The organism is Amycolatopsis sp. NPDC051716, assembly GCF_040681595.1.
In the GTDB taxonomy this organism is placed as follows: Bacteria; Actinomycetota; Actinomycetes; order Mycobacteriales; family Pseudonocardiaceae; genus Amycolatopsis.
Genome location: NZ_JBFAZA010000018.1, coordinates 142834 through 166875 on the forward strand (window position 1 = coordinate 142834; position 24042 = coordinate 166875).

22 protein-coding genes and 1 pseudogene are annotated in these 24042 nt (G+C 71.2%); 9 read left to right on the forward strand and 14 right to left on the reverse strand.

Going from position 1 to position 24042, the window contains the following annotated elements; genetic code table 11:
• Positions 1 to 58 precede the first annotated feature (58 nt).
• On the forward strand, positions 59 to 871 hold the full coding sequence (locus tag AB0M30_RS25205) for a siderophore-interacting protein (protein WP_364587938.1): 813 nt from the start codon (positions 59 to 61) through the stop codon (positions 869 to 871).
• A 9-nt stretch (positions 872 to 880) separates the two neighbouring features.
• Positions 881 to 2110, forward strand: coding sequence for a serine hydrolase domain-containing protein (locus tag AB0M30_RS25210; RefSeq protein ID WP_364587941.1), 1230 nt, complete (start codon positions 881 to 883; stop codon positions 2108 to 2110).
• Between the two features lie 120 nt (positions 2111 to 2230).
• Here the strand turns inward: AB0M30_RS25210 and AB0M30_RS25215 are convergent, their stop codons facing one another.
• From AB0M30_RS25215 to AB0M30_RS25235, 5 genes are all read right to left on the reverse strand, one after another.
• Complete coding sequence (locus AB0M30_RS25215) at positions 2231 to 3679, reverse strand: alpha/beta hydrolase (RefSeq protein WP_364587944.1); 1449 nt, start codon at positions 3677 to 3679, stop codon at positions 2231 to 2233.
• Positions 3680 to 3751: 72 nt separating this feature from the next.
• Positions 3752 to 4750, reverse strand: coding sequence for a TIGR03842 family LLM class F420-dependent oxidoreductase (locus AB0M30_RS25220; RefSeq protein ID WP_364587947.1), 999 nt, complete (start codon positions 4748 to 4750; stop codon positions 3752 to 3754).
• A gap of 7 nt (positions 4751 to 4757) precedes the next feature.
• Entirely contained in the window at positions 4758 to 6140 is a 1383-nt protein-coding gene (gene hydA / locus AB0M30_RS25225) for a dihydropyrimidinase (protein WP_364587949.1), read from the reverse strand.
• Positions 6140 to 6922, reverse strand: coding sequence for a nitrilase-related carbon-nitrogen hydrolase (locus tag AB0M30_RS25230; protein ID WP_364588063.1), 783 nt, complete (start codon positions 6920 to 6922; stop codon positions 6140 to 6142). The genes hydA and AB0M30_RS25230 overlap by 1 nt, the downstream gene beginning before the upstream one ends.
• A gap of 10 nt (positions 6923 to 6932) precedes the next feature.
• Entirely contained in the window at positions 6933 to 8486 is a 1554-nt protein-coding gene (locus tag AB0M30_RS25235; RefSeq protein WP_364587952.1) for an NCS1 family nucleobase:cation symporter-1, read from the reverse strand.
• Between the two features lie 219 nt (positions 8487 to 8705).
• Here AB0M30_RS25235 and AB0M30_RS25240 point away from each other — a divergent pair, with 219 nt between their 5' ends.
• The 3 genes from AB0M30_RS25240 (at position 8706) to AB0M30_RS25250 (ending at position 12387) form a co-directional block, all read left to right on the forward strand.
• Positions 8706 to 9398, forward strand: a complete 693-nt coding sequence (locus AB0M30_RS25240; protein WP_233226002.1) for a response regulator transcription factor — start codon at positions 8706 to 8708, stop codon at positions 9396 to 9398.
• Positions 9395 to 10387, forward strand: a complete 993-nt coding sequence (locus tag AB0M30_RS25245; RefSeq protein ID WP_364587955.1) for an ATP-binding protein — start codon at positions 9395 to 9397, stop codon at positions 10385 to 10387. Before AB0M30_RS25240 ends, AB0M30_RS25245 begins: the two co-directional genes overlap by 4 nt.
• 536 nt (positions 10388 to 10923) lie before the next feature.
• The gene (locus AB0M30_RS25250; RefSeq protein WP_364587958.1) at positions 10924 to 12387 is read left to right on the forward strand and encodes a DUF4173 domain-containing protein; all 1464 of its coding nucleotides are present in this window, start codon (positions 10924 to 10926) and stop codon (positions 12385 to 12387) included.
• Positions 12388 to 12418: 31 nt separating this feature from the next.
• Here AB0M30_RS25250 and AB0M30_RS25255 read toward each other — a convergent pair whose 3' ends face one another.
• From AB0M30_RS25255 to AB0M30_RS25270, 4 genes are all read right to left on the reverse strand, one after another.
• Positions 12419 to 12640, reverse strand: coding sequence for a DUF397 domain-containing protein (locus AB0M30_RS25255; RefSeq protein WP_364587961.1), 222 nt, complete (start codon positions 12638 to 12640; stop codon positions 12419 to 12421).
• A 1-nt stretch (position 12641) separates the two neighbouring features.
• Complete coding sequence (locus AB0M30_RS25260; protein ID WP_364587964.1) at positions 12642 to 13475, reverse strand: helix-turn-helix transcriptional regulator; 834 nt, start codon at positions 13473 to 13475, stop codon at positions 12642 to 12644.
• Between the two features lie 68 nt (positions 13476 to 13543).
• The gene (locus AB0M30_RS25265) at positions 13544 to 13906 is read right to left on the reverse strand and encodes an SSI family serine proteinase inhibitor (RefSeq protein ID WP_364587967.1); all 363 of its coding nucleotides are present in this window, start codon (positions 13904 to 13906) and stop codon (positions 13544 to 13546) included.
• A 28-nt stretch (positions 13907 to 13934) separates the two neighbouring features.
• Positions 13935 to 15572 (reverse strand): PucR family transcriptional regulator ligand-binding domain-containing protein, encoded by a 1638-nt coding sequence (locus AB0M30_RS25270; protein ID WP_364587970.1) that lies wholly within the window; start codon positions 15570 to 15572, stop codon positions 13935 to 13937.
• A 134-nt stretch (positions 15573 to 15706) separates the two neighbouring features.
• Here AB0M30_RS25270 and AB0M30_RS25275 point away from each other — a divergent pair.
• A pseudogene (locus AB0M30_RS25275) lies at positions 15707 to 17198 on the forward strand (CoA-acylating methylmalonate-semialdehyde dehydrogenase).
• Here AB0M30_RS25275 and AB0M30_RS25280 read toward each other — a convergent pair.
• Entirely contained in the window at positions 17170 to 17994 is an 825-nt protein-coding gene (locus AB0M30_RS25280; protein ID WP_364587973.1) for a helix-turn-helix transcriptional regulator, read from the reverse strand. The pseudogene AB0M30_RS25275 and the gene AB0M30_RS25280 sit on opposite strands and share 29 nt — an antisense overlap.
• Positions 17995 to 18109: 115 nt before the next feature.
• Between AB0M30_RS25280 and AB0M30_RS25285 the strand changes: the two genes are divergently transcribed.
• Positions 18110 to 19174 (forward strand): aldo/keto reductase, encoded by a 1065-nt coding sequence (locus AB0M30_RS25285; RefSeq protein ID WP_364587976.1) that lies wholly within the window; start codon positions 18110 to 18112, stop codon positions 19172 to 19174.
• Positions 19175 to 19182: 8 nt separating this feature from the next.
• On the opposite strand, the gene AB0M30_RS25290 is transcribed toward AB0M30_RS25285, so the two are convergent.
• The 4 genes from AB0M30_RS25290 to AB0M30_RS25305 are packed head-to-tail and all read right to left on the reverse strand — an operon-like array spanning position 19183 to position 21579.
• Positions 19183 to 19677 (reverse strand): hypothetical protein, encoded by a 495-nt coding sequence (locus AB0M30_RS25290; protein ID WP_364587979.1) that lies wholly within the window; start codon positions 19675 to 19677, stop codon positions 19183 to 19185.
• Positions 19674 to 20876 carry a hypothetical protein gene (locus AB0M30_RS25295; protein WP_364587982.1) on the reverse strand — a complete coding sequence of 401 codons (1203 nt, stop codon included), beginning with the start codon at positions 20874 to 20876 and terminating at the stop codon, positions 19674 to 19676. Before AB0M30_RS25295 ends, AB0M30_RS25290 begins: the two co-directional genes overlap by 4 nt.
• On the reverse strand, positions 20873 to 21190 hold the full coding sequence (locus AB0M30_RS25300) for a type VII secretion target (protein ID WP_103340843.1): 318 nt from the start codon (positions 21188 to 21190) through the stop codon (positions 20873 to 20875). Before AB0M30_RS25300 ends, AB0M30_RS25295 begins: the two co-directional genes overlap by 4 nt.
• Positions 21190 to 21579: a YbaB/EbfC family nucleoid-associated protein gene (locus AB0M30_RS25305; RefSeq protein WP_364588066.1), complete on the reverse strand. Its 390-nt coding sequence runs from the start codon at positions 21577 to 21579 to the stop codon at positions 21190 to 21192. The genes AB0M30_RS25300 and AB0M30_RS25305 overlap by 1 nt, the downstream gene beginning before the upstream one ends.
• A gap of 239 nt (positions 21580 to 21818) precedes the next feature.
• Here AB0M30_RS25305 and hrcA point away from each other — a divergent pair, with 239 nt between their 5' ends.
• On the forward strand, positions 21819 to 22844 hold the full coding sequence (hrcA, locus tag AB0M30_RS25310; protein WP_364587986.1) for a heat-inducible transcriptional repressor HrcA: 1026 nt from the start codon (positions 21819 to 21821) through the stop codon (positions 22842 to 22844).
• Between the two features lie 31 nt (positions 22845 to 22875).
• A complete protein-coding gene (gene dnaJ / locus AB0M30_RS25315) occupies positions 22876 to 24042 on the forward strand; it encodes a molecular chaperone DnaJ (protein ID WP_103340846.1) in 1167 nt (388 codons plus the stop codon).

Sequence of the window (24042 nt, forward strand, 5' to 3'; positions counted from 1 at the left end):
CGCCACTTCCGGCGCGTAGGGTGAGTTAGGTAACCCTTAGCGATGGTTGGAGTGGCCGATGGCTGAAGCACCCCGGCGGTCCGGGCGTCCCGCGGCGCGACTGCGGGTGCTGCGGACGGAGCGGCTGGCCCCGCACATGATCCGGATCGTCGCCGGCGGTGAGGGGATCGCGGACTTCACGCCGAACGAGTTCACCGACGCCTACGTGAAGGTGCTGTTCAAGGTGCCCGGCGTCGAGTACCCGGAGCCGTTCGACGTCCAGGAGTGCCGGGCGACCATGCCGCGCGAGCACTGGCCGCGGCAGCGCTCCTACACCGTCCGCGGGTTCGACCCGCAGGCCGGTGAGCTCGTCCTCGACTTCGTCCACCACGGCGACGAGGGCATCGCGGGTCCGTGGGCGGCCTCGGCCCAGCCGGGCGACGAACTGCTGGTGCTGGGCCCAGGCGGCGCGTACGCGCCGGGCTCCGAGGCGGATTGGCACCTGCTGGCGGGGGACGAAAGCGCGTTGCCGGCCATCGCGGCGTCGCTCGAAGCATTGCCCGCCGGTGTCCCGGCGCACGCGGTGATCCTCGTCGAGAACGCGGACGAGGAGCAGCCGCTGGTCACGAAGGCGGACGCGCAGATCACCTGGCTGCACCGGGCGTCGGGCGGCGACGTCGCGGCCGCGGTGCGCGAGCTGCCGTGGCGCGAGGGCGTCGTCCAGGCGTTCGTCCACGGCGAGGCGGGGTTCGTGCGCGAGCTGCGCCGGCACCTGCTCGACGAGCGTGGGGTGCGGCGCGAGCTGCTGTCCATCTCGGGCTACTGGCGCTACGGGAAGAACGACGAAGCGTGGCGCGAGGAGAAGGCGGCCGAGCGGGCGCGGGAGAAGTAGCCTCGCCGCATGGCGGACTTCGAGGTGGACGTCGACCCGGCCGAGGCCGGCTTCGACGCGGCACGGCTTTCCCGGATCGACGCGCATTTCGACCGGTACGTCGAGGATGGCCGGTTGCCGGGCTGGCTCGCGGTGGTGAGCAGGCACGGCCGCATTGTCCACGTGGGCCGCGGCGGGCACCGGGACGTTGAAGCGTCGCTGCCGGTGGAGACGGACACGGTGTGGCGGCTCTTCTCGATGACCAAGCCGGTCACCTCGGTCGCGGCGATGATGCTCGCCGAAGAGGGCCTGCTGGAGCTGGACGACCCGATCTCGCGCTGGTTGCCGGAGTTCGCGTCACCGCGGGTGTACGTCAAGGGCTCGGCCCTGGCGCCGTTGACCGAGCCCGCCACTTCGCCGATCCGCGTCTGGCACCTGCTGACCCACACGGCGGGCCTGACGTACGGCTTCCACCACGGTCACCCGGTGGACGCGATCTACCGCGCGGCGGGCTTCGAGTGGGGCACGCCGCCGGGCCTTGACCTGGCGGCGTGTTCTACGCAGTGGGCGGCGCTGCCGTTGGTCTTCCAGCCGGGCACGGAGTGGAACTATTCGATCGCGACGGACGTGCTCGGCCGGCTCGTCGAGGTGGTGTCCGGTCTTCCGCTGGACGAGTTCTTCGAGTCGCGGATCTTCGCACCGCTGGGCATGACGGACACGGCCTTCGTGGCCTCTTCCCCGTCCCGCTTGGCGGCGATGTACGTGCGCGACCCGGCATCGGGTCGAGCCACCCGCAACGACGCATTCGGCCGCCTGGGCACAACCCGCCCGGACTGCCTTTCGGGCGGCGGCGGCCTGGTCTCCTCGGCGGCGGACTACTGGCGTTTCACGGAGATGCTCCGGCGTGGCGGAGAACGGGACGGCGTCAGGTTGCTCGCCCCGCGAACGGTGTCCTTGATGGCGAGCAACCACCTGCCGGGCCGCGTGGACCTGGAGGAGTTCGGCCGCCCGCTGTTCGCGGAGATGCCCTTCGACGGCCATGGTTTCGGATTGGGCTTCTCGGTACTGCAGGACCCGGTCAAGGCCCGAACGCTCTCCTCAGCAGGAGAGTTCGCCTGGGGCGGCGCGGCTTCGACGGCGTTCTGGGTGGATCCGGACAAGGATTTGACGGTGGGCTTCTACACGCAGCTGCTGCCGTCGACCACCTACCGCTTGCGACCCCAGTTGCGGCAGCTGGTCTACCAGGCGCTGGTGGACTGAACGTCAGCCCTTGCCGGAGTGCGTCGGCCTGGCGCCAGGGCACGGGCTTCCGCGTGCGCGGGGTTTCCTGGCCCCACCGACGGAGCCCGTCCTGCCAATCCCGAAGCGTCGTTGCCGGCCTCAGCCGAAAGGTCCGCGGTCCGGCGCGCAGACCGTGCCCGGGGCGGGCACCGCGCCCGTGCCGAAGTAGCGGTCGAGTGCCTCGTCTATGCAGGCGCTCTTGCCACGGGAACCGTGGCCGTACGCGTCCAGGGTCAGCAAGCGTGCGTTGGCCAGCAGGCGCTCCGTCCGTTGCGCGCCGGCATACGGCGTCTCGAGGTCGCCCTGGCGGTTTGCCAGCAGGAGGATCGGTGCCGTCGGGTGGTTCCACGGGCCCGCGTAGCGGCCCGTGTCCGTGAGGTCCCAAGTCGCGCACGGCACCGTCTTGTAGACGTCGTACGGGCCGAAACCGCGGGCGATCCGGTCGGCGCGGCGCGCGTAGTTCCACCACACCGCCGGATCGCGTGGGTTCTCCGCGTCCGAACACAGCGTTGCGCCGCCGCCGAGGAGGGAGTCGATGTCCGGTGGGCCCGCGGAAGCCGAAGCTGGGGCGGGGGAAGCCGGGTTGGCCAGTGCCGTCAGGAAGGCTGCCAGTTGCGGGGCGGCTTGGGCGTCGGTCAAATAGTTGTGGATCCGGGCGATCGCGCTCTGGTACGTGACGGTGACCTGCCGCCCGGCCGTGTCGGTCACCGTGATCGGGGCTGCCGTCAAGCGGTCGAGGATCGCGGGATAGTCGAACGCGCACCGAGCCGCGCAAGCGTCCAAAAAGGATTGGAGGGCACGCGTGGCGTCGGCGAAGCCCTGCAGGCGGTAGCTCATCGGGGCTGGGCCGGTCGACCAGCGGACCGGGTCATCGACCGCGTCGAGTGCCAAGGACCCCACGCGGCCGGGGAACAGGTTCGCGTAGGTCTCGCCGAGGTACGTGCCGTACGACTTGCCGTAGTACCGCAGCTTCGGCTCGCCGAACGCCGCGCGCAACCGGTCGAGGTCGCGGGCGATCGTGCCCGTCGACAGGTGGTTGGCCAGCGGGCCCGCGTTCTGTTCGCAGAGGTCGGTGATCGTGCGGGTGTCCGCGATCTGCTGCTGCTCGGCCGCGCGGGTCAGGGGGAACGTGCCCAATGCTCGTTGCAGCACTTCGAGCTGCGACGGGTCGGTGAAGCAGTGGATCTTCGAACTCGCCCCGACGCCGCGCGGGTCGAACCCGACGATGTCGTAACGCTCGTGCAGGAACGGTGTCAACGCCGGTGCGAACCGGCCGGACGAACCCGGGCCGCCCGGGTTGTAGAAGATGGTGCCCAGCTTGTGGTCCTGGTCGGTGGCGGGCAGCCGGCCCACGGCGATCGACGCGGAACCGGCGGACGGGTCCTGATAGGACAATGGCACGTCGAGGTGGCCGCATTCGTAGCCGGCCGTGCAGGAGGCTTCCCAGACTATTCCGGCGGGGCTCGCCACGGCCGCGGGCGCACTCACCGCGACCACGCTCGCGGCGGCCCCCAGAGCCAGCGCAGCACGGAGTTTCGGAGAATTCATGGCCCCGATCGTCCCGGCACCGGGACCGGGGGCGCGCTGGTGCGCACCCCCGGAACCGGGGTAGGGCGAGCCCTACGCGGTGAGCTTCGGGATGATCTGCGACCCGTAGGCCGCCAGCGTCGCCTCGCGGTCGTCGTGCATCAGGTACAGCGAGAACTGGTCCACGCCCAGCTCGGCCAGCTCCTGCAACCTCTCGACATGGGCCGACGGCGGCCCCAGCAGGCAGAACCGGTCGACGATCTCGTCCGGGACGAACTCCGTCGACGGGTTGCCCGCCTTGCCGTGGTGGCTGTAGTCGTACCCTTCCCGCTCGCGGATGTAGTCCGTCAGCTCCCGCGGCACCGCTCCCGACGAGCCGTAGCGCGCCACCAGGTCCGCGACATGGTTGCCGACCATCCCGCCGAACCAGCGCAGCTGCTCGCGCTGGTGCGGGAGGTCGTCGCCGACGTACGCCGGGGCCGCGACGCAGATCGTGATGCCGGCCGGGTCCCGCCCGGCCGCCCGGGCCGCGTCGCGGACCGCGCCGATCGTCCAGCGGGCGATCGCCGGGTCCGCGCACTGGAGGATGAAGCCGTCGGCGTGCTCGCCGACCGTCTGCAGCGCCTTCGGCCCGTAGCCGGCCATCCACATCTCGAGTTGCCCGTTCGAGATCCACGGGATCCGCACGGTCTTCTCGTTCATGGTCACCGAGCGGCCCTCGGCCAGGTCCTTGACCACGCGCATGCACTCGCGGACGGTGGCCAAGGTGGACGGCGGCTTGCCGACCACCCGGTGGGCGGAGTCGCCGCGGCCGATGCCGCAGACCGTCCGGTTGCCGTACATGTCATTGAGCGTGGCGAACGTCGACGCCATCACCGACCAGTCCCGCGTGCCCGGGCTGGTCACCATCGGCCCCACGACGAGCGACGACGTCGCCGCCAGGATTGCCGAGTAGATGACGAACGGTTCCTGCCACAGTACGCAGGAGTCGAACGTCCAGCCGTACCGGAACCCGGCGGCTTCGGCGTCCTTCATGAGCCGCACGACGTCCCGCGCCGGCGGGTCGGTCTGCAGCACGATCCCGAAATCCATCGCGGCCTCAGTTCAGGTACTGGTTCAGCGAACGGGACAGGAACTTGCCGTGGGACGTCGAGCCCGAGAAACCGGCAGGCGACACGACAACGCGCCCACGCGAAAGCACCGTGTGCACGCGGCCGGTGATCTCGAACCCTTCGTACGCCGAGTAGTCCACGTTCATGTGATGCGTCTCAGCCGACAGCGTCTGCGTCGCCGAAGGGTCGTAGATCACGATGTCCGCGTCCGAACCCGCCGCGATGACGCCCTTGCGCGGGTACAGCCCGAACATCCGCGCCGGGGTGGCCGAGCACGTCTCGACCCACCGGCCGAGCGTCAGCTGACCGGCGACGACGCCCTGGTGCAGCAGGTCCATCCGGTGTTCGACGCCCGGCATCCCGTTCGGGATGGCCCGGAAGTCGCCGCGGCCCAGCTCCTTCTGGTCCTTGAAGCAGAACGGGCAGTGGTCGGTGGACACCACGGACAGGTCGTTGGTCCGCAGCCCGCGCCACAGGTCGGCCTGGTGCGACTTTTCCCGCAGCGGCGGCGAAGCCACGTACTTCGCGCCCTCGAAGTCCGGCTTCGCCAAGTCCTCGATGGACAGGTACAGGTACTGCGGGCACGTCTCCGCGAAGACGTTCTGCCCCTCGTTACGCGCTTCCGCCACCGCCGCAAGCGCTTGCGACGCCGACAGGTGCACGATGTAGAGCGGCGAACCGGTCACCTTGGCCAGCTGGATCGCTCGTGATGTCGCCTCTCCTTCCAGCTCGGGCGGCCGGGTCAGGCCGTGCTGCACGGGATCGATGTTGCCCGCCTCGAAAGCCTGCGCGGCCAGCTGATCGATCGCGATGCCGTTTTCGGCGTGCATCATGATCGTAGCGCCGATTTCGCGCGCTTTCTGCATCGCCAGCAGGATTTCCCCGTCCGTGGAGTAGAACACCCCCGGGTACGCCATGAACATCTTGAAGCTGCCGACCCCGCCGTCGACGCAGGCTTCCATCTCCTTCAGCGACTGGTCGTTGACGTCGGAGACGATCATGTGGAAGCCGTAGTCGATCGCGCAGTTGCCGTCCGCCTTGGCGTGCCACTTGTCCAGTGTGGACAGCAGTGACGTGCCCTTGGCCTGCACGGCGAAGTCGATGATCGTGGTCGTGCCGCCCCACGCCGCGGCCGTGGTGCCGGTGGAGAAGGTGTCGACGGAATGCGTCCCGCCGAACGGCATCTCCATGTGGGTGTGCGCGTCGATGCCGCCGGGCAGCACGTACTTCCCGGTGGCGTCGATCGTCTCGTCGCCGGTCAGCGTCCCGGGCGCCCCGACGGCGGCGATGGTTTCGCCGTCGACGAGGACGTCCGCCAGGAGCGCGCCCGACGGCGAGACGACCTGACCACCCTGGATCAGCGTGGTCATCAGGCCTCCGCGAGGGGGCCGTAGGTGTCCGGCCGGCGGTCGCGGTAGAACGCCCACGTGTTCCGGACTTCCTCGAGCAGCGACATGTCGAGGTCGCGCACCACGACCTCGTCTTCGGTGTCGGAGGCGGCTTCGTCGACCAGCTGGCCGCGCGGGTCGACGAAGTACGTCTGGCCGTAGAAGTCGTTGTCGCCCAGCGGTTCCACGCCGACCCGGTTGATCGCGCCGACGAAGTACTCGTTCGCCACCGCGGCCGCCGGCTGCTCCAGCTTCCACAGGTACTGCGACAGGCTGCGGCTGGTCGCCGACGGGTTGAACACGATCTTCGCTCCGGCCAGGCCGAGCGCGCGCCAGCCCTCCGGGAAATGCCGCTCGTAGCAGATGTAGACGCCGATGCGGCCCACGGCCGTGTCGAACACCGGGTAGCCGAGGTTGCCGGGGCGGAAGTAGAACTTCTCCCAGAACCCCTTGACCTGCGGGATGTGGTTCTTGCGGTACTTGCCGAGGTAGGTGCCGTCGGCGTCGATCACCGCGGCGGTGTTGTAGTAGACGCCGGGCTGCTCGACCTCGTACATCGGCACGATCAGCACGATGCCGTGCCGCTCGGCCACCTCCTGCATGAGCTGGGTCGTCGGGCCGTCGGGGATGGCCTCGGTGTAGGAGTAGTAGTCCGCGTCCTGCACCTGGCAGAAGTACGGCCCGTAGAACAGTTCCTGGAGGCAGACGACCTGGGCGCCCTGCGAGGCGGCGGTGGCGATGTGGTCGACCGCCGCCTTGATCATGGACTCCTTGTCACCCGTCCACCGCTGCTGGATCAATCCGGCTCGGACGACGCTCACTTGCTTCCTCCTTGGTTGACGGAATGGAGAGGGCGGCGAAGACGGCGAAGGCGCCGACCAGGCCGATCACCCAGTTGTAGTCGTAAAGCGGCTTGAGGAACGGGATGAGCCCGTCGGCGGGGAAGGGCCCGCCATAGGCGCCACCGACGGCGAGCAGCGCTCCCACCAGCGTGGCGACCAGTGCGCGCCAGTTCCAGCCGCCGCTGAACCAATACACCCCATCGGGTGTGTAGAGGTCCTTCAGCCGCAGCTTCGTGCGGTTGACGACCCAGTACCCGGCGACGAGCACGCCGGCGACCGCGCCGAGCAGCCCGCCGTAGAAGCCGAGCCAGGCGAAGATGTAGATGTTCGGGTCGGAGTAGAGCCGCCACGGCTGGATCAGGATGCCGACGACGCCGGTGATCCCGCCGCCGACGGCGAACGTGATCTTCTTCGGGAACGCGTTCGAGAAGTCGTAGGACGGGCTGACGACGTTGGCCGCGAGGTTGGCCGAAATGGTGGCGAGCACCAGCGCGACCAGCGCGACGACGACCACGGCCGGGCTGGTGAACTTGTCGGCCAGCTTCGCCGGGTCCCAGATGTCCTCGCCGTAGAGCACGTGCCCGCCCGACGTCGTCAGGATGGCCACGATCGCGATGAACGTCATCGTCGTCGGCAGGCCGAGGATCTGGCCGCGGACCTGCTTGCGCTGGCTGCCGCCGAAGCGGGTGAAGTCCGGCATGTTCAGCGACAGCGTCGACCAGAACGCGATCATCGCCATCAGCGACGGCGCGAACACCTTCCAGAAGTCCGGGCCCCAGCCGAGCTTGCCGCCGTCGGACAGGATCGGGCCGAGCCCGCCCGCCTTGACCAGGACGTACCCGAGCATGATCAGGAAGCCGACCGACACCAGCGGCGCCGTCCAGTTCTCGAACCGGCGGACCGCGTCCATGCCGCGCCAGATGATGAGCATCTGGCCGATCCAGAACACCACGAAGGACAGCCAGAGCGTCCAGTGCTGCCCGCCGATGACGGCGGAGTCGCGCCACCACGAGCCGAGCAGGCGGCCGAGGATGACGTAGATGGCCTCGCCGCCGACCCACGTCTGGATGCCGAACCACCCGCACGCGATGAACGCGCGCAGCAGCGCGGCCAGGTTGGCGCCGCGCAGGCCGTAGAACGCGCGGGCGAACACCGGGAACGGGATGCCGTACTTGGTGCCCGCGTGGCTGTTGAGCAGCATGGGGGCGAGCACGACCAGGTTGCCGATCGTGATCGTGAGCAGCGCCTGCACCCAGTTCATGCCGAGCGCGATGAGCGACGCGGCCAGGGCGTAACTGGGGATGTTGTGGGCCATCCCCATCCAGAGCGCGAAGTAGTTGTAGGTGGTCCAGGTCCGTTTTCCGACCGGGACGGGGGCCAGTTCCTCGTTGAAGAACCGGCTGCCTTCGAGAGACCGGACGTCGGCGGGGTCGAGCTCGACCCGGCCGTCGTCGTGCACGCGCTGGTCTGCGGGTGTCGGCGCCATTGCGGAATCCTGCGCGCCTGGTCATCGCCGGGGCAACGGCAGTCTGTTCACTCTTCGCTGATCAGGAGTGCAGTCTGTCGATTGCGCGGAGGGGAGCGGAGTGCATGACCCGCGTCACACATCCGGCCGTCATCAACCGGAAAAGCGGGTGAAACGTCTCCACAGGATCTTCACACTTCACGCGAACCGTCTCCACCGGAGGTGCTTAGGGTCGTGGTCATGGAACTGGGTGGGCGGCGGGTGCTCGTCGTCGAGGACGACGTCACGATCGCCGCGTCGATCGCGGCCCGGCTGCGGGCCGAAGGGTTCGGGGTGGAGGTCGTCCACGACGGACCGGCCGCCGTCGAAGCGGACACCGCTTCGGAGCCGGACCTGGTGGTGCTCGACGTGATGCTGCCGGGGTTCGACGGCCTGGAAGTCTGCCGCCGGATCCAGGGGCGGCGGCCGGTGCCGGTGCTGATGCTGACCGCGCGGGCCGACGAGACCGACCTGCTGGTCGGTCTGGGGGTGGGCGCCGACGACTACCTCACGAAGCCGTTTTCGATGCGGGTGCTGACCGCGCGGGTGCACGCGCTGCTGCGGCGGGTCGAGCGCTCGGCTTCGGTGGCGGGCACCCGGATCGTGCTCGGCGACCTCGAGATCGACGTCGACCAGCGGCGCGTCGCCCGGGCCGGGGTCGCGGCGCAGCTGACGCCGATCGAGTTCGACCTGCTGGTGCACTTCGCGCGGCGGCCGCGGGTGGTGCAGCCGCGCGAACGGCTGCTGTCGGAGGTGTGGGACTGGGACGTCCACGGCACGTCCGCGGGCACCCGGGCGGTGGACAGCCACATCAAGGCGCTGCGGCGGAAGCTCGGCGCCGACCTGATCCGGACCGTGCACGGTGTCGGCTACGCGCTGGAGGCGGGCTCGTGAACTTCGTGCCGAGGCCGCTGGACCGGATCCGGTCGATCAAGCTGAAGCTGGCGATCCTGATGGTCGCCTCCGGTGGGGTGGCGTTCGCGTTCTTCAACTGGCAGATCGGCTGGCTGCCGCCGAGGACGACGATCACCGCGATGGTGCTCGCGCTGGTGTTGTCGCAGGTGCTGGCCCACGGCATGACGCGCCCGCTGCGCGAGATGACGGCGGCCGCGCGGGCGATGGCCAAGGGCGACTACACCCGGCGGATCCGGGCCACCACGCGGGATGAGGTGGGTGAGCTGGCGCAGGCGTTCAACCAGATGGCGGGGGACCTGGGCGACGCGGACCGGCGGCGCCGGGAGCTGATCGCGAACGTGTCCCACGAGCTGCGGACGCCGATCACGGCGTTGAGCGGGGTGCTCGAGAACCTCGTCGACGGCGTCGAGGAGCCCGATCCGGGGACGCTGAAGACGGCGTTGCGGCAGACCGAGCGGCTGGCGACGCTGGTGGACGAGCTGCTGGACCTGTCCCGGCTGGACGCGGGGGCGATCCCGCTGCACAAGACGTCGTTTTCGCTGTGGTCGCTGCTGTCGGAAGTGGTGGGGGAGGCGGCGTTCGCCGGCCGCGGGGTGACGTTCGAGGTGTCGGTGTCCCCGGAGGGCGCGATGGTGACGGCGGACCGCGGCCGGTTGTTCCAGGTGGTGGCCAACCTGCTGGAGAACGCCGCCCGCCACGGCCCGGCGGGTGGCCAGGTCCGGGTGGCCGCCCAGGTGCGGCCGGCCGACGTGCGCATCGACGTGTGCGACGAGGGGCCCGGGATCGCGCCGGCGGACCGGGAGCGGGTGTTCGAGCGGTTCACCCGCGGCGAGCGGCCCTCGGGCGGGGGCACCGGGCTGGGGCTGGCGATCGCCCGGTGGGCGGTGGAACTGCACGGGGGAACGATCGGGGTGGTGGATCCGGCGCCGGGGACGGGGAGCCGGATCCGGGTGACGCTGCCGGCCTAGTTCTCGGCTCGCCTCCGATGCCGCGAATGACTCATTCGGGACGTCGGAGGTCCCGAATGAGTCATTCGCGACCTTGCGGAGCGGGGGCTTGGGCAGCGATATTCGCGAAAGCAAACACAAAGGTGGGCGAGATGCCGAAGAGCAGCGTTGGCAGGGCCGGGGAACCGGGGGATCGGGTGCCGCGGGGGAAGCGGGCAGTGGGGGAGGCCGGGGGCGGACCAGGGGTTGGTGGGGATTCGGCCGGGGTGGCGAGGGGCGGGGGCGGGCGGGGTGGGGTCCCGGTGGGGCAGGCGCGCGCGGCTGGCTCGCGTGTCGAGACGGTGAGTGGGGTCCCGGTGGGGGAGGCGCGCGCGGCCGGCTCGCCTGTCGAGACGGTGAGTGGGGTCCCGGTGGGGGAGGCGCGCGCGGCCGGCTCGCCTGTCGAGACCGTGAGTGGGGCCCCGGTGGGGGTCCGGGAACACCCCGGCCGGCACTCCACCGCCGGCGGAGCCGCTTTCGGCGCGCCCGGTGCTCCGGCCACGGGCGGTAGGGTCGCCGTGGCCGCGCCGCCCGTGCTGATGCGGCCGTTGCCGCCGCCGAAGTCCGTCGTCGTTCCGCTGCCGCCCGCTGTCCTGCCGGCCGCCGGGCTGGCCGGGGTGGCCGGGGCGCTGCTGCTGCCCGTCGACCGGCCCGGGATCGGGTGGCTGCTCTCCGGGCTGGCCGTCGCCGCCGCGGTGGTCGTGGCCGATCGGCGTTCGCGTGCAGGGGCGGAAGGCGCTTTCACCTGGCGGAGCGGCGGGTGGGCCGCGCTCGCGCTCGGGCTGCTCGCCGTGGGGGCCGTGCGGGCGTCGGGGTGGCTGTTCGTCCTCTGCGTCATCGCCGCCGTCGTGGCCGGGTCGCTGGCCGTGGTCGGGGAGCGGACCGTGCACTCCGTCCTCTACGACATGCTCGCCGTCCCGATCGAGGCCTTCCGGGCCATTCCGTGGGTCGGGCGCGGGGCCGGCCGCTTCACCGCCCGCCGTGACGGGGTCGCCCGGCGGATCGCGCTGGCCGTGCTGGCCGCCGCCGGGCTCGTCGGGGTCTTCGTGCCGCTGCTGGCCAGTGCCGATGCCGCCTTCGCCGCCGTCGTCACCGCCATGGTCCCCGATCTCAGCGTCGCGACGCTCGTGCGGTGGTGTTCGGTGTTCGCCGTCGTCGGGCTGGTCGTCGCCGGCGCTTGCTACTTCCTCGCCGCGCCGGCGCCCCGCGCCTCGGGCGACCGTCCACACCGGAGCGGATACGGTCTGGAGTGGACGGTCCCGCTGGTCGTCCTCGTCCTGGTGTTCAGCGTCTTCGTCGGGGTTCGGCTGGTCGTGCTCTTCGGCGGCACCGAGTACGTCCTGCGCACCGGCAACCTGACGTCGGCGGAGTACGCCCGCGGCGGCTTCTGGCAGCTGTGCGCCGTCACCGTGCTGACGCTGGCCATCGTCGCCGCGGCGCTGCGGTGGGCGCCGGACTCGACGAAAGCCGACCGGCTCCGCCAGCGCGTCCTGCTCGGCACGCTCAGCGCGCTCACCCTGGTGCTCGTCGGCTCGGCGCTGAGCCGGATGTGGACCTACCAGCAGGCGTACGGCTTCACCGTGCTGCGGCTGCTGGTCGAGGTGTGCGAACTCTGGTTCGGCGCGGTGTTCGTGCTGGTGCTGGCATCGCTGATCCGGCTGCGCCCGGCGTGGCTGCCCCGCGCGGCGATCGGCACGGCCGCGGCGGCGCTGCTCGGCCTCGCCCTCCTCGACCCGGAACGCCTCATCGCCGACGCCAACCTCGACCGCGCGGCGGCGGGCAAGACCCTCGACGACCGCTACCTGGCCCGGTTTTCGGCCGACGTGGTCCCGGTCGTCTCGGACCGCCTGGCGGAACCACTGCGCACCTGCGTGCTGCGGCAGGTCCTGCGCGACGACACCCCGGACGGCTGGCCGGCCTGGAACCTCAGCCGCTCGGCGGCCCGGGATGTGAGGTTGGGCCCGGTCACCGCCTGCGGCTGAACCGGACCGGCGGGTAGCGCGTGGTTAGGAGTTACGCGGAAGCCACCGGGCCGTCGTGGGGGCGGCCCGGCGGCTTCCGCGCGCTCAAAGAGGCCACCAGGGCTTCCCACGATCGGGTGGTGACGGAGAGTGTGCCGCCCGCGCGGTCTTTCGTGTCGCGGATCTGCGACAGCCCGGCGAGCCGGACTTCGACACAGTTGCCTTTCGGGTCTTCGCCGCTGTAAGAGGACTTCCGCCAGGTGGCATCTGACATTTCAGGCCTCCAGTTCGGTGATCACCCCCTGGATGAGCTGCTCGGAATCATGCTCGCTCAACGCCAGGGCGGACAGGGTTGCGACTGCCGCACGGTAGTCGGCCAAGTGTTCGTCATGGTAGACGTACCCGTTGCTGCGGTAGTGCTCCAGATAGACGATGGGCGGCAGGTCCGCGAAGTCGAAGATCACGAACGGCCCGTAAAGCCCGGGGTGGTAGCCGCTGTGCTCCGGCAGCACGCGAACCGAAACGTTGCGTGCGCGGGATGCCGCGAGCAGGTGGCGGAGCTGCTCGGCCATCACCGGCTGGTCGCCGATGTTCTGGCGCAGCACGGCCTCGTTGAGCACGGCCCGGTACTGCAGCGGCGGCCGGCCGACCAGGACATCGCGGCGGGCGAGCCGGACCATCACGTGCTTCTCGATGTTCTGCTTCGGGCGCGCCGCGGCGGCGAAGACCGCCCGCATGTAGGCGGGGGTCTGCAGCAGTCCGGGAACCAGCCCCGAAGCCCACTCGAACATTTCGGTGGCGGTCCGCTCGTAGTCGACGAACGTCGCCGTCGGCGGCGCGTGCTGTTCGAGCCAGTTGGGGTCGTTGGCGTAGCGGGCGAGGTTGAGAAGCCGGGCGCGTTCGGCCGGATCCACCCTGAGGGCGCCGAGGATCGTGCCGAGCTCTTCGAGCTTCGGGATGCGTTTGCCGCTCTCCCAATTGGAAATGTTCTGGGGCAGCACGTCGATCAACCGGCCCAGTTCCCGGACCTTCAGATTCCGCGCCTGCCTGGCTCTCTTCATCCCGAACCCCAGCGCACGGGCCCGGGGAGTGGCGATCGGTGGTGGCATGGGCACAGCCTGCCCGGGAGCAGGCCGTGCCCCATCAGGTGATGCCGTTCAGCTGTCGCGGCGTTGCGTCAGAACGCGAAGACCCCGTCCGAATCCCGGTCGGCCTCGCAGCGGTTCGCGTACGTCGTGTCGAACGACACCGGTTTCCCGCGCCAGGTACCGATCGCCGCGACGTCCACCGGGGCGTAGATCAGCGTGCACGCCTGGTGCCGCGCGTTGATCCGCGAGAAATCACCGCCGGCACCCGAAAGCACCTCGCACGCCTTGTCGCGCTTGGGGTGCGTGCCACCCACCGGGTCGCACGTCAGCACCACCGAGCCGATCCGGCCGGCGGTGTCGTGGGTGGTCAGCTGCAGGGTCGAGGCCGGCGGCTGGGCCGGCGCGAGGCAGCCGAGACTCAGCACACAAGCTGCGAAGGGGAATAGGGCCATATCGGTGTCATCGGCCGTCCGGCGCCGATCACTGTGCTGCACGTCCGGGTGAGTCTTCTTCGCTCGGCCGGGTGAGGTCCGCCGCCAGCAGGGCCACGTACAGCGACAACATCGACTCCGGGTCCTCCAGCCGCACCCCCAAGACCTGCTCGATCCGGGCGAGCTGCTGGTAATAGGCCGTCCGGGAGGTGTGGGCCGCCGCGGCCGCCGCCGACTTGTTGCCGCCCTGCTCGCAGTAGTGCCGCAGCGCCTGCACCAGCCGGCTGCCGGTCGCGGCGTCGCGCTGGAGCAACGGCCCGAGTTCCCGGGCCGCGAAGGCCGTCACGCGGTCGTCGCCGGACAGCAGGTGCAGCAGGCCGCGCAGGCGGACGTCCGACAACCGGTGCACCACCCGGTCCGCGCCCGTGCCCAGCGCGGCCGCCGCGACCTGGGCCGCCTCCAGCAACGTCCGGCGGGCTTCGGCGGGGGACGACACCGTCGTGCCGACCGCGAGCACCCCCGGCGCGCTGCCGCGGGCTTCGTGGACGTCGGTGGCGAGCCGGTGCAGCACGGCCTCGGCGTTCGCCTCCGGGGACAGCGCGAGCAGGGCGCGCACCCCGAGATCGTCCGTCGCCACCAGTGCCGAGACCTTCGCGCGGCGGGCGGCCAGCACCGTCGCCTCGGCCAGCTCGCGCAGCACCGGCGGGGTGGACAGCGCCGGCCGCGGAACCCCGGTCAGCCGCGGCCGGACGGCCAGCCCGACCAGCTGCCGTCCGGGCAGCGGCACGGCCAGCGCCGAGGCGCGGGCCAGCAGTTCCGCCGTCGGGGCGGGCGAAGCGAGCAGCTCGGCGAGCACCGCACGGTGGGCTTGGCGTTCGAGACCGTCGGATTCCTTGGCGACCAGGCGGTGCACGGCCAGCGCGGACGCGGCCCGCTCGGCGACCACCCGGTGGCGGTGCGGCGGCTGGTCGGCGCAGACCAGGATCAGCCGTCCCCAGTCGTGCCCGCGCGCGCCGACCACGGTCACCAGCCAGCCCGAACCCGGGTGGTAGCCGGTGCGCTCGCCGACCTGGACCACCCGCGAGCGGGCCGGCCAGGCGGTGAGCAGCTCGGCCGGGTCGGTGCCGGCCGCGTCGTAGGCGAGGACCTCGTGGGAGAGCGTCTCCAGCACCACCGGCTGCTCGGTGAGCCGGGCGACCTCGCCCAGGACGACACCGGGTTCGGCGCCCGCCACCGTCAGCGCGGTGAACGTCTCGTGCACGCGCTCGGCCGCGCGCAGCTCGGCGACCTGGGCGTCGACGATCTGGCCGTTGACCGCCTCGGTGACGCTCACGAACCGCGTCTCCCGCGAGAGCGTGACCAGCGGCAGGCCGTGCTCCTCGGCCGCGCCGACCAGCGCGGCGGGCAGCTTGTCGCTCCAGTGCCGGACCAGCTCGACCACGACCCCGGCGGCACCGACCCCGGCCAGGTCGGCGACGTACCGGGCGAGCGCCGGGCCGTCGTCGGGCAGCGCGACGCCGGTGGTCAGCACCAGCTCGCCGCCGCGCAGCAGGTGCGCGATGTCGGCGACCTCGGCGACGTGCGCCCAGCGCACCGGCGCGTCCAGCCCGGCGGTGCCGGCGACGACGTGCGGACGGCCCTGGCGCAGCACCGGCAGCGCGAGGACCTCGGCGACGGTCGGGTACATGGCTCCTCGGCGTGGGAATGGGCAGGGACAGACTGTACGGCCGGAAGCCGACTGGCGTACACGTTGCCGATGGCCTGGCGTGGCGCGCGCCCGGAGACTCGGGGGGACGTTGCCGGAGTGAAGGAGTGCCCGCCGTGACCGACCGCATCAGCCACTGGATCGACGGCAAGCCGTTCGGCGGGACCGCCGCGCGGTCCGGCGAGGTCTTCGACCCGGCCACCGGGGAGGTCCGGGCGCACGTCGACTTCGCCGGCGAGGCCGAGATCGAAGCCGCCGTCGCCGCGGCCAAGGCGGCGCTGCCGGGCTGGCGGGGGACGTCGCTGGCCGGGCGGACGCGGGTGCTGTTCGCCGTCCGCGAGCTGCTGTCCGCGCGCAAGCACGAGCTGGCGAAGATCATCACGAGCGAGCACGGGAAGGTCGAGTCCGACGCGGCCGGCGAGATCGCCCGCGCGATCGAGAACGTCGAGTTCGCCTGCGGTGCCGCCCAGCTGCTCAAGGGCGGGTTCAGCGAGAACGCCTCCACCGGCGTCGACGTCTACTCGATCGCCCAGCCCCTCGGCGTGGTCGGCGTGATCTCGCCGTTCAACTTCCCGGCCATGGTGCCGCTGTGGTTCGTCCCGAACGCGCTGGCCTGCGGGAACACCGTGGTGCTCAAGCCGAGCGAGAAGGACCCGTCGGCGGCGGTGTTCATCGCGGAGCTGTTCGCCGAGGCCGGGCTGCCCGCGGGCGCGCTGAACGTGCTGCACGGCGACAAGGCCGCCGTCGACGGGCTCCTCGAACACGCCGACGTCAAGGCGATCTCGTTCGTCGGGTCGACGCCGATCGCGCGCTACGTCTACGAAACCGGCACCCGGCACGGCAAGCGCGTCCAGGCCCTCGGCGGGGCGAAGAACCACATGGTGGTGCTGCCGGACGCCGACCTCGACCTGGCCGCGGACGCCGCGGTGTCGGCCGGGTTCGGCTCGGCGGGGGAGCGGTGCATGGCGGTGTCGGTGGTCGTGGCCGTCGACCCGGTCGGCGACGCCCTCGTGGAGAAGATCACCGAACGGATGGCCCGGCTGCGCGTCGGCGACGGCCGCGACCCGGAGTCGGAGATGGGCCCGCTGGTCACCGCGGCCCACCACGCGCGGGTTGAGTCCTATGTGGATGCCGGGGTGTCCCGCCGGTGCGTCGCTGGTGGTCGACGGCCGGGGCATCGAGGTCTCCGGAGGCGGCTTCTGGCTCGGCCCGACGCTGTTCGACCACGTCCGCCCGGAGATGTCGATCTACGCCGACGAGATCTTCGGCCCGGTGCTCTCGGTGGCCCGCGCGGCCTCCTACGACGACGCGCTGGCGCTGATCAACGCCAACCCGTACGGCAACGGCACGGCCATCTTCACCGGCGACGGTGCGGCCGCCCGCCGGTTCCAGAACGAGGTCGAGGTGGGCATGGTCGGCGTCAACGTGCCGATCCCGGTGCCGGTCGGCTACTACTCGTTCGGGGGCTGGAAGGACTCGCTGTTCGGCGACAGCCACGCGTACGGGCCCGAAGGGTTCCACTTCTTCACCCGGACGAAGGTCGTGACGTCGCGGTGGCCGGACCGCTCGCACGCCGGGGTCAACCTGGGCTTCCCACGCAACTCCTGAGCGCGGCCCGGCTCGCCTCGTCCGCGGGCCGGCCGATCATCACCCGCTGATCGGTGTCCTGGAGGGGCAGGAGCACCTCGAAGTCCACCGCGAGGACGCCGGCCGCGGGATGGCGCAGCACCTTGCTCCCGCGGCCGGTGGCCTTGACGTCCCGCTCGGCCCACAGCCGCGCGAACTCCTCGTCCCGGGTGCATTCGGCGATGAGGCCGAGCAACGCCGGATCTTCCGGGTGGGCGGCCCACGCGGCGCGCAGGTGACCGACGCCTTCCCGCACCACGCGCTCGCGGTCGACGTAGGAGTCGCGGATCTCCGGGTGCCGCAGGCACAGCCACATCGCGTTGCGCCGCGACGGCGGCAGGGTGCCGAAATCCAGGAGCAGCCCCGCCATTTCGCCGTTCCAGGCGAGGATGTCGTAGCGGTGGTTCATCAGCATGGCCGGCAGCGGCGAGAGGTCGGCGACCAGCCGGGCCAGTGACGGCACGGCGGTGGTCGCGGGCTCGACGGCGTCGTCCGGGCGCTGCCGGGTCAGGTCGAAGAAGTAGGTGCGTTCGGCCGGCGTCAGGCGCAGCGCCCGGGACAGGGCCGCCACCACATCCGCCGAGGGCCGCAGCCCCCGCCCCTGCTCGAGCCGCACGACGTAGTCGACGCTGACGCCGGCCAGTTCGGCGACCTCTTCGCGGCGCAGACCCGGGGTCCGGCGGGCTTGCCGGCGAGCGGGCAGCCCGAGGTCGCCCGGGTCCAGGCGCTCGCGCCGGGTCCGCAGGAACGCGGCGAGCTCCTCGGTCGGGGTGATCATGCCGGGTACAACCGCCGGGGGTAGGACTCGTGTTCCCAGGAAGTCCTCTCCCTTACCTGCGGTCCGCGGTGATCACAGGCTGGTGCCCGACGGATTCCGAGCACAGGAGGACCTGATGTCCCTCACCCTTGACACCTACCGGCTGCTGGGCCGCTCCGGGCTGCGGGTTTCCCCGCTGGCGCTGGGCACGGCGACCTTCGGCACCGAGTGGGGCTGGGGCGCGGAGAAAGCCGAGGCGCGCAAGCTGTTCGACACCTACGTCGAGCGAGGCGGCAACTTCGTCGACACCGCGGCCACCTACACCGACGGCAGCTCCGAGCGCCTGCTCGGCGAGTTCGCGCGCGACCACCGCGAGAGCCTGGTGCTGGCGACGAAGTACACCACGCTGCGCCGGCCCGGTGACCCCAATTCCGGCGGCCCGCACCGCAAGAGCCTCTTCGCGTCGGTGGAGGCCAGCCTGCGGCAGCTGAACACGGACTACCTCGACCTGCTCTACCTGCACGTCTGGGACTTCACGACGCCGGTCGAAGAGATCCTGCGCGGCCTGGACGACCTGGTTCGCGACGGCAAGATCTTGTACGTGGCGATGTCCAACGTCCCGGCCTGGGAGGTCTCGCGCATGCAGGCCATCGCCGACCTGCGCGGCTGGTCGCCGCTGATCGCGCTGCAGGTCGAGTACAACCTCGTCAACCGGGCGGCCGAGCGGGACCTGATCCCGATGGCCCGGGCGATGGGGCTGGGGGTGACGCCGTACTCGCCGCTGGCGGGCGGCCTGCTCACCGGCAAGTACCGCCGCGCCGACCTGACCTCGGCGAACGCCGAACCCGGCGAAAGCACCCGCAAGAGCTTCAACGCGGGCCTGGGCCTGGTCACCGAGCGCAGCCTCGCCGTCGCCGACGTCGTGACGGAGGTCGCCGCCGAGCTGGGCCGCACCCCCGCCCAGGTCGGGCTGGCGTGGACCCTGCAGAACCCGGGCGTGACGGCACCGATCATCGGCGCCCGCACCCCCGCGCAGCTGGAAGACAACCTGGGTGCCCTGGAGGTCGCCTTCACCGCTTCGCACCTGGCTCGCCTCGACGAGGTCTCCGCGATCGACCTCGGCTACCCGCACGACGTGCTCGCCAGTGACCACCTCCGCGCGGTGACCCGCGGCGACCTGCGCATCGAAGCCCGCCGCTGACCGCAGGTCTAGGCGGGGAGGACGTTGACCAGCAGCTTGCTCCGGGATGCGACGAGCACGGTGTTGGTCCGGCCGGGCTGGATCCGCTCGCGGAGCTTCCGCTCCAGCGGGTAGGTCCGGCCGCCGGCGCGGAGGCTGAACGACTCCAGGCTCTTGAACCCCTCCGGGCTGCGGTGCAGCCCGATCGGGTACTCGTCGGTGAGACGGGCGGTGTCGAAGTCGTGCGTCCAGCCCGTCACCGCGACCAGCCGGCCGCCGAAGGCGTCGGCGAGCCGGCGCCAGCAGACGAACGCGAACCAGCCGGTGATCGCCAGGAGCGGGACCACGGTGCCCAGGACCGCGCCCGCGGTCTCCGCCACGGTGGCGAGGGTCACCGTCACCACCAGACCGGCGACGACGAGGGCCGCCGCCACCCAGAAGTTCAGGTCGAGCAGCGCGCCGCGCTGCGCGGGGTGGAGCCGGCCGTTGCGGTTGGCCAGCTCCACCTCGGGCCGGTCGTTCACTCGCCCTCGCCTTCGGGGTGTTCCTTCTCGTAGGCCTCCTGGGCCTCGTGGTAGCGGTCGTACTGCTCGTTCTCCTGGCGGCGGCCTTCGGTCGCCACGCCGACGGTGTCGGCGGTGTTCCAGTGCACCTTTTCGTTCGGGTCGAGGACCTTGTGCTGGTTCAGCACGCTGCGGCCCTCCTCGGAGTACTGGCCCGGGCCTTCCAGCTTCTCGCGGCCCGGGACGTGCTCCTTGGCGGCGTCGCTCCAGCCCTTCGCCGTCTCTTCGGCGGACTTCGCTTCCCGGCCCGCCTGCTTGAGCTCGGTGGCCTTCCGCTCGATGCCCGCCGCCGTCTCGACGCTCTTGTCCACGATCCGGTCGGCCGCCTTGCCGGCCTTCTTCAGCGCGTTCGCCGCCCCTTCGAGGGCCGCCTTGGACTTGCCCGCGCCCTTCGCCAGGCCCTCCAGCTTCTCGACGATCTTCGCGATGCGGGTGCTGATCTTCTCCGCGAGCACGCCGCCCTCGATCACCGTGTCCGCGATGAACGCCGCGATCGTGCCGCCGAAGGTGCACCACGACGCCGCCAGCGCGGCCAGCGCCTTGACGATCAGCTCGCCCACGAACGACGAGATCAGGTCGCGGATCAGCCCGCGCTCGGTGCCGACCAGCGCCGCGCCGACGTTCATCGCGGTCGACGCGCCTTCGGCGTGGGACGCGGCGCCGCGCAGGACGCCGACGTAGCTTTCGGCCGTCCGCTGGTACGCCTCCGCGGACCCGCAGTCGCTGAACGACTGCTGGACCTTCTTCGCCTTCTGTTCGTAGCTTTCGGCCGTCTCGGTGAGCTGCTTCGCGATGTTCGTCCAGGTCACGGCCTTGGCGGTGATCGCTTCGGGCTTGCCGGCGAGCTTGTCGAGGCCGTCCTTGAGGAAGCTGATGTGCTCGATCAGCCAGCCGACACCCGCGCTCGCCAGGGTCCCGAGCGGGTCCATCGCCGCGCCGAGCAGGTCGAGGGCGTCGGTGCCGACGTCCATGGCGAGGTTGCCCCAGTCGCCGTTGCGCGCGTCGGTCAGCGTCGAGGCGGCGTCGCTGAAGATGCCCGCGCCGCCGGTCTGCGCGTTGACGTTGTCGAGTTCGCCCTTCGAGCCGTCGCCCATGCCGCTCCAGAAGCCGCCGGCCGGCTCGGCCGTCGCGACCAGCGGGTTTTCCTGCGTCTCGGTCATGCCGGCAGCTCCTTGCCGATGCCTTCGATCAGGCTCTTCGTCTTCTGCTCGTGCTCGCGGAACGCCGTGTGCGCGGTCTTCACCCGGTCGGCGACTTCGTGGCCGGCCTCGACCGCCGCGGCGAGGAAGCCGTCGGCCGTGGTCAGCCACGCCTGGATGGGGAGCGCGAAGACCTGGCCGACCAGCCCGAACGCGTCGAAGTCGAGGGCCTGCGCGGTGCCGGCGGCGTCGAGCGCCTGCTGGACCTTGGCGGCGATCTCGCGGATGTCGTCCTCGTGGCCGCCGAGGACGTCGAAGTCGACCCGCATCGCCATCAGAGCCCCCGGCGCAGGATCGGGCTGCCGAAGTCGTCGTCGGACGGCGGTTTCCGGCGCGGTTCTCCGGTGCGTTCTTCGGGGACTTCGGGTGCCGGAATCTGTTCCTTGAGGAATTCCATCGCCTCGCTGCGCTCGCCGATCACCGGCGCCATGATGCCGGTCAGCTGCTGCGCCGCGTCGAGCTGGGCCCGGCGCGCCGTGGCCAGGACCGCCTGGGCCAGCCGGGTCCGCGGCAGCTCGTCCGCACGCGGGCCGAAGCTGAGTTCCTGCAGCGCACCGGCGGTGTTGACGGTGACCGTGACGGCCCCGTCGGCGCTCGTGGCGGTCGCCGAGACACGCTGCAACCGCTCCTTCGCCTCGGCCGCGCGCCGGGCGATTTCGGGCATTCCGGCCGAAGCCGGGTCAAAATTGTTCACGGCGACCTCGTCAGTCGGGGAAGGGTGCGTGGCTCAGAGGGAGCAAACCGGTTTTCGGTTCCCCATTCAAGCGGGAAACCCATTTCCAGAACAATTCATGGGCGGCGGTTTGCGTGCTCTTTACCCGGCGCGGGCGGGCGCGTTGAGCGCGACCGGCTCAGGCTTCCGTAAACTCGGGTCGAGCAGCGAGCGAGGTAGGTGAGGAACCGGTGGCCAACGCGGATGAGCGCCGCTTCGACGTGCTGCGCGCGATCGTGGCCGACTACGTGTCCAACCAGGAACCGGTCGGGTCCAAGGCGATCGTCGAGCGGCACAACCTGGGTGTGTCGAGCGCCACGGTGCGCAACGACATGGCGACGCTCGAAGAAGAGGGTTACATCACGCAGCCGCACACCAGTGCCGGCCGCGTCCCGACCGACAAGGGCTACCGCCTCTTCGTCGACCGGCTCTCGGAGATCAAGCCGCTCTCCACCGCCGAACGCAAGGCCATCACCACGTTCCTCGACAGCGGCACCGACCTCGACGACGTCCTCAAGCGCTCGGTCCGGCTGCTCGCGCAGCTGACCCGGCAGGTCGCCGTCGTCCAGTACCCGATGCTGACCAACGCCAAGGTGCGCCACCTCGAAGTGGTGCCGCTCACCCCGGCGCGGCTGATGCTGGTGCTGATCGCCGACAACGGGCGCGTGGACCAGCGCACGGTCGACCTCGGCGACGTCATCACCGAAGAAGACGTCGCCCGGCTCCGCAGCGTGCTCAACGCGGCCATGGCCGGACGGCGGCTCAACGACGCCGCGGCGCGGGTCGCCGAACTGCCCGACAAGTCGCCCGGCGAACTGCGGGACACGCTCATCCGCGTCACCACGGTCCTGGTCGAGTCACTGGCCGAACACCCCGAAGAACGCCTGGTGCTCGGCGGTACCGCGAACCTCACGCGCAACGTCGCCGACTTCCCGGGTTCGCTGCGCCAGGTCCTCGAGGCGCTCGAAGAACAGGTCGTCGTGCTCAAGCTCCTCGCCGCCGCGCGCAACCCCGGTGCGATCACGGTGCGCATCGGTGAGGAAAATGAAGACGAGCAGATGCGCAGCACCTCGGTCGTCTCGATCGGCTACGGCCGCGACGACGTGGTGCTCGGCGGCATGGGGGTGGTCGGCCCGACCCGGATGGACTACCCCGGCACGATCGCCGCGGTGCGGGCGGTCGCCAACTACGTGGGGCAGATCCTGGCCGGCCGCTGAGCCGGGCAGAGCAGAAGGAGAAGCAGAGACGGTGGCGAGGGACTACTACGGCATCCTCGGGGTGGCCAAGAACGCGAGCGATCAGGACATCAAGCGCGCGTACCGGAAGCTGGCCCGGGAGCTGCACCCCGACGTCAACCCGTCGGAAGACGCGCAGCACAAGTTCGGCGAGGTCACGACGGCCTACGAGGTGCTGTCCGATCCGCAGAAGCGCAAGATCGTCGACCTCGGCGGCGACCCGATGGACGGCGGCGCGCGCGGCGGCGGTGGCGGCGACCCGTTCGCCGGCTTCGGCGGCCTCGGCGACATCATGGACGCCTTCTTCGGCGCGGCCGGCGGTGGCGGCGGGCGCGGGCGCGGCCCGCGCAGCCGCGTCCAGCCCGGCTCCGACGCGCTGATCCGGCTCGGCCTCTCCCTCGAGGAGTGCGCCACCGGGGTCGACAAGGAGATCGCCGTCGACACGGCGATCGTCTGCGACCTCTGCCGCGGTGCGGGCACCAGCGAGGGCACCTCGGTCAAGACCTGCGACACCTGCGGCGGCGCCGGCGAGGTCCAGTCCGTCCAGCGGTCCTTCCTCGGCCAGGTCGTCACGGCCCGGCCGTGCCCGGTCTGCCGCGGCTTCGGCGAGGTCATCCCCGACCCCTGCCGCCAGTGCGGCGGCGACGGCCGCATCCGCGCCCGCCGCAACGTCACCGCGAAGATCCCGCCGGGCGTCGGCGACGGCATGCGCATCCGGCTCTCCGGCCAGGGCGAGGTCGGCCCCGGCGGCGGCCCCGCCGGCGACCTGTACGTCGAGATCGACGAGACCCCGCACGAGGTGTTCGTCCGGCAGGGCCACGACCTGCACTGCAACTTCCGCATCCCGATGACCACGGCCGCGCTCGGCGCCACGGTGCCGATCTCGACCCTCGTGGACGGCGACTACGAACTCGACGTCGAGCCGGGCACCCAGCCCAACGCCGAGCTCGTCCTGACCGGCAAGGGCATGCCGCGGCTGCGGTCCTCCGGCCGCGTCGACGGCCGCGGCGACCTGCACGTCCACATCGACGTCGTGGTCCCGACCAAGCTCGACGAAGCCCAGCGCGAACTCCTCGTCGAGCTGGCCCAGCAGCGCGGCGAAGAGGTCCCGACACTGGCGTCCAACGGCACCAAGCACGGCGGGCTGTTCTCCAAGCTCCGCGCCAAGAACCACCGCTGA

Bases quoted from the DNA above. Each gene is read 5' to 3' on its own strand.
- AB0M30_RS25305 (WP_364588066.1), bottom strand. From the start codon at position 21,579: ATGCCCGAAATCGCCCGGCGCGCGGCCGAGGCGAAGGAGCGGTTGCAG.
- AB0M30_RS25260 (WP_364587964.1), bottom strand. From the start codon at position 13,475: ATGCCACCACCGATCGCCACTCCCCGGGCCCGTGCGCTGGGGTTCGGG.
- AB0M30_RS25220 (WP_364587947.1), bottom strand. From the start codon at position 4,750: ATGGATTTCGGGATCGTGCTGCAGACCGACCCGCCGGCGCGGGACGTC.
- AB0M30_RS25265 (WP_364587967.1), bottom strand. From the start codon at position 13,906: ATGGCCCTATTCCCCTTCGCAGCTTGTGTGCTGAGTCTCGGCTGCCTC.
- AB0M30_RS25285 (WP_364587976.1), top strand. From the start codon at position 18,110: ATGTCCCTCACCCTTGACACCTACCGGCTGCTGGGCCGCTCCGGGCTG.
- AB0M30_RS25240 (WP_233226002.1), top strand. From the start codon at position 8,706: ATGGAACTGGGTGGGCGGCGGGTGCTCGTCGTCGAGGACGACGTCACG.
- AB0M30_RS25255 (WP_364587961.1), bottom strand. From the start codon at position 12,640: ATGTCAGATGCCACCTGGCGGAAGTCCTCTTACAGCGGCGAAGACCCG.
- AB0M30_RS25235 (WP_364587952.1), bottom strand. From the start codon at position 8,486: ATGGCGCCGACACCCGCAGACCAGCGCGTGCACGACGACGGCCGGGTC.
- AB0M30_RS25215 (WP_364587944.1), bottom strand. From the start codon at position 3,679: ATGAATTCTCCGAAACTCCGTGCTGCGCTGGCTCTGGGGGCCGCCGCG.
- AB0M30_RS25270 (WP_364587970.1), bottom strand. From the start codon at position 15,572: ATGTACCCGACCGTCGCCGAGGTCCTCGCGCTGCCGGTGCTGCGCCAG.
- hydA (WP_364587949.1), bottom strand. From the start codon at position 6,140: ATGACCACGCTGATCCAGGGTGGTCAGGTCGTCTCGCCGTCGGGCGCG.
- AB0M30_RS25280 (WP_364587973.1), bottom strand. From the start codon at position 17,994: ATGATCACCCCGACCGAGGAGCTCGCCGCGTTCCTGCGGACCCGGCGC.
- AB0M30_RS25295 (WP_364587982.1), bottom strand. From the start codon at position 20,876: ATGACCGAGACGCAGGAAAACCCGCTGGTCGCGACGGCCGAGCCGGCC.
- AB0M30_RS25300 (WP_103340843.1), bottom strand. From the start codon at position 21,190: ATGGCGATGCGGGTCGACTTCGACGTCCTCGGCGGCCACGAGGACGAC.
- AB0M30_RS25230 (WP_364588063.1), bottom strand. From the start codon at position 6,922: ATGATCAAGGCGGCGGTCGACCACATCGCCACCGCCGCCTCGCAGGGC.
- AB0M30_RS25205 (WP_364587938.1), top strand. From the start codon at position 59: ATGGCTGAAGCACCCCGGCGGTCCGGGCGTCCCGCGGCGCGACTGCGG.
- AB0M30_RS25210 (WP_364587941.1), top strand. From the start codon at position 881: ATGGCGGACTTCGAGGTGGACGTCGACCCGGCCGAGGCCGGCTTCGAC.